General features: G+C 69.7%; 2 protein-coding genes and 1 pseudogene. 1 reads left to right on the top strand and 2 read right to left on the bottom strand.

All coding sequences use genetic code 11. From position 1 onward, the window contains the following. A pseudogene (locus tag C5F48_RS22710) lies at positions 1-209 on the top strand (hypothetical protein); the annotation flags it as partial. A 51-nt stretch (positions 210-260) separates the two neighbouring features. Here the strand turns inward: C5F48_RS22710 and C5F48_RS22705 are convergent. After that, complete coding sequence (locus C5F48_RS22705; RefSeq protein ID WP_107665989.1) at positions 261-1,778, bottom strand: lipopolysaccharide biosynthesis protein; 1,518 nt, start codon at positions 1,776-1,778, stop codon at positions 261-263. Positions 1,779-1,922: 144 nt separating this feature from the next. Beyond that, entirely contained in the window at positions 1,923-2,975 is a 1,053-nt protein-coding gene (locus C5F48_RS22700) for a lysine-2,3-aminomutase-like protein (protein WP_107665988.1), read from the bottom strand. Positions 2,976-3,189 lie beyond the last annotated feature (214 nt).

Here is a 3,189-nt window from a genome sequence, read left to right as displayed (position 1 = left end):
GGCGCGACAACGTCGCCAACTCGCTGCGCAAGCACGACTGGGCGCATCGCTGGAAGCGGGTGGTCGACACGCTGGGCCTCGCCCCCACGCTGAACCACGAGCTGCGGCTGCAGCGGCTGGCGCTGATGGCGGCGCAGGTGGAAAGCTTCGACGCGGGGCAGCAGGACAGCGGCAACGTCATCCCCTTCGGTGTGGCCGCGGCAGGCTGACACGGACGGAAGCATGGCAGAAGGGGCGCCAGGCGGCGCCCCTTTCGCGTTTCAGGCGGTCGGCGCGTCGCGGTCCGCCAGCCGCATCCGCGCCGGCAGCCGCGAGGCGATGAGCCGCCCCGCCTCGGCCAGCGTGCCGCGGCCACTGGCGCTGAGCGCGATCAGCGGGACGAACACCAGATAGGCCAGCAGACCCGCCGACAGGAGCCCCCAGAAGGCGTTCTCCGGCAGCAGCGGCCGCGCCAGCCAGACCAGCGCCATCGCGCCATGCGCTGCCAGCACCAGGGGCCCCATCCAGCGCAGCACGTCGCGGAAGTGGATCGGCCCGCTGCGCCCGACCAGCATCCACAGGAGCGGCGTCTTCACGTATTCAGCGACCGAGAGCCCCACCGCGATGCCCACCGCGCCGAAGGGCAGCCCGCCCAGCACGGCGAGCGTGGTGCCCGCGGCGCTCAGCAGGCCCGAACGGAAGAAGTCGCCCGACCGGCCCTGGCTGATGAAGGCCCAACCCGAGGGGTTGTTCACCGGCTGCATCAGCGCGGCGAAGCCGAGCGCGGTGAAGATCGCCACCGCCCCGGTCCAGTTCTCGCCGAACATCAGCGGGATCAGCACATCCGCCATCACGATGATGCAGGCCACCCCCGGCAGCAGCGCCAGCAGCATCAGCCCGGTCGCCCGCTCGAAGGCGCTGCGGAAGCGGTGCGGCTCGTCGGCCATGCGCGACAGCGCCGGGATCATCACCCGGGCCAGTGGGTTGCAGATCGCGTTGGCGGGCAGCTGCACCAGCTTGAAGGCTCGGTCGTAATAGCCCAGCGACACGCCGCCGAAGGCGCGGCCGATCATCACCTTGTCGAGGTTCATCGAGAAGAAGTTCGACAGGTTGAAGCCGGTGATCCCCGCGCCGAAGCCCAGCAGTCCGCGCCAACCCTCGATCCGGCGCGGCAGGCCCGGCCGCCAGCGCGAACAGGCGATGTTGGAGCCGACCAGCACCAGCGTCCCGGCCAGCGAGCCGCCGAACAGCGCCCAGTAGCTCGGCGCGATCAGCGCCCAGACCGCCGCCACCGCCAGCGAGGACACCGCGCCCAGCACGCTGATCACCGCCAGCGCCCTGTAGGCCATCCGCCGGTGCAACAGCGCCGCATGCTGTGCCCCGAGCCCGTTCAGCGCGATGATCACCGCCAGCGCCATGATCAGCGCGGTGATCCGCGGCTCGTTGTAGAACAGAGCGATCAGCGGCGCGGTGGCGATCAACAGCAGGGTCAGGCTGACGCTGATGCCGATGTTCACCCAGAACAGGAAGTTCACCTCCTCGCGCCGGAGGTCGGCCTTCTGCACCGTGGCGGCGATCAGGCCGAAGTCCTGCAGCATGCCGAGCAGCGCGATGATCGGCGCGCACATCGCCACCAGACCGAAATCCTCGGGCGACAGCAGCCGGGACAGGGTCACCACCGAGGCCACCTGCGTCACCATCATCACCACCTGGGACATCAGGGTGACGAGGGCCCCCCGCCCCACCGAGGACCGGAGAGACCCCTGCGGTGGGTCGAACGACGTCGCTCGCTGTGACACGATGAAATGCTCCTGGAAAAATGTAGGTCTGAAATGGTCTCAATGCCGGGCAAGCTAACGCAGCCGGCGGGGAAGGTAAGCTCAAATCGGTAGTTCCGCTGGGGAATGCCGAAAGATTGCACCGGATTCGGGCGCTCACTCGCCTTAAGGCTGAGGGTCGCGGTAGCGGTGCACGTTTCCCCTGTAGTCGGTGATCAAATGGTCGCCGCTCGCCGCATCCGTCTCGACGTAACCGGGCCCCAGCGGCGCCTTGCCGAAGCCGCCGGGGATGTCGAGCACATAGGTCGGGATGCAGAGGCCGGAGAGTCGCCCGCGCAGCTCGGCCATGATGCGCTGGCCCTCGGCGATGCTGGTGCGGAAATGGCTCGTGCCTCGCGCCAGATCGCAATGGTGCAGGTAATAGGGTTTCACCCGGTTGCGGGCGAGGCAGCGGAACAGGTCGGCCAGCACCGCCGCGTCGTCGTTTACCCCGCGCAGCAGCACGGTCTGAGACAGCAGCGGGATGCCGGCGTCGGCCAGCCGAGCCAGCGCCGCGCAGGCGTCAAGCGTCAGCTCGTCGCGATGGTTGCTGTGCACCACGACATAGACCGCGCAACGCACCTTCAGCGCCGCGACCAGCTCGGCCGTGATGCGCTGCGGGGCGACCACCGGCACGCGGGTGTGGAAGCGCAGCACCTCGACATGCGGGATCTCGGCCAGCCGGGTCAGCAGCACGGCGATGCGCCGCGCCGACAGCACCATCGGGTCGCCGCCGGTCAGGATCACCTCATGGATCGCGGGGGTGGCGCGGATGTAGCCCAGCGCCGCGTCGAGATCGGCGTCGGGCAGCGTGCCATCGTCGCCGACCGTCTCGCGCCGGAAGCAGAAGCGGCAATAGACCTCGCAGGTCTGAGTTGTGTGCAGGATCACCCGGTCGGGATAGCGATGCGTCAGCCCCCGCGTCGGGCTGTGCGCCGAATCGCCGATCGGGTCGACGAGTTCCTCCTCGCGCAGAATCAGCTCCTCGGGCCGCGGCACGAACTGCCGCGCCATGGCGCCGCCGGCTTCGGCGCCAATGGCCCGGCGCATCTCCGGCGTGACCCGGATGCGGAATTCCTCCGCCACCCGCTCCAGCGCCGGCGCGTCCTCTGGCCGCACCAACTGCTCGCGCAGCAGGTCGGAGACGGTGGTGACGGGGCGGGCCGGCGAGTTGGACAGGGGAAGCCTCGGGTCTCGGGAACCCCCGGCAAACCCGGGGCGCGGCGCTTATCGCGCGCGCGGCAGCGGCTGGCAAGGCGCTGCTGCGGCCGTCGGGTCGGCGGCGCGGAAGAGGCCGGCATTCTCAATTCCACCGGTTTCGCTAGGTGGGACGCGCGCCCGAAGGCCCCTTCCCCGGTCCTTCGGTTGCGTCCGAGGGGCTCTGTTGCACAAA

The sequence above is a fragment of the Cereibacter changlensis JA139 genome (assembly GCF_003034985.1).
GTDB lineage: Bacteria > Pseudomonadota > Alphaproteobacteria > Rhodobacterales > Rhodobacteraceae > Cereibacter > Cereibacter changlensis.
This window is presented reverse-complemented; position numbering and strand designations above follow the sequence as displayed.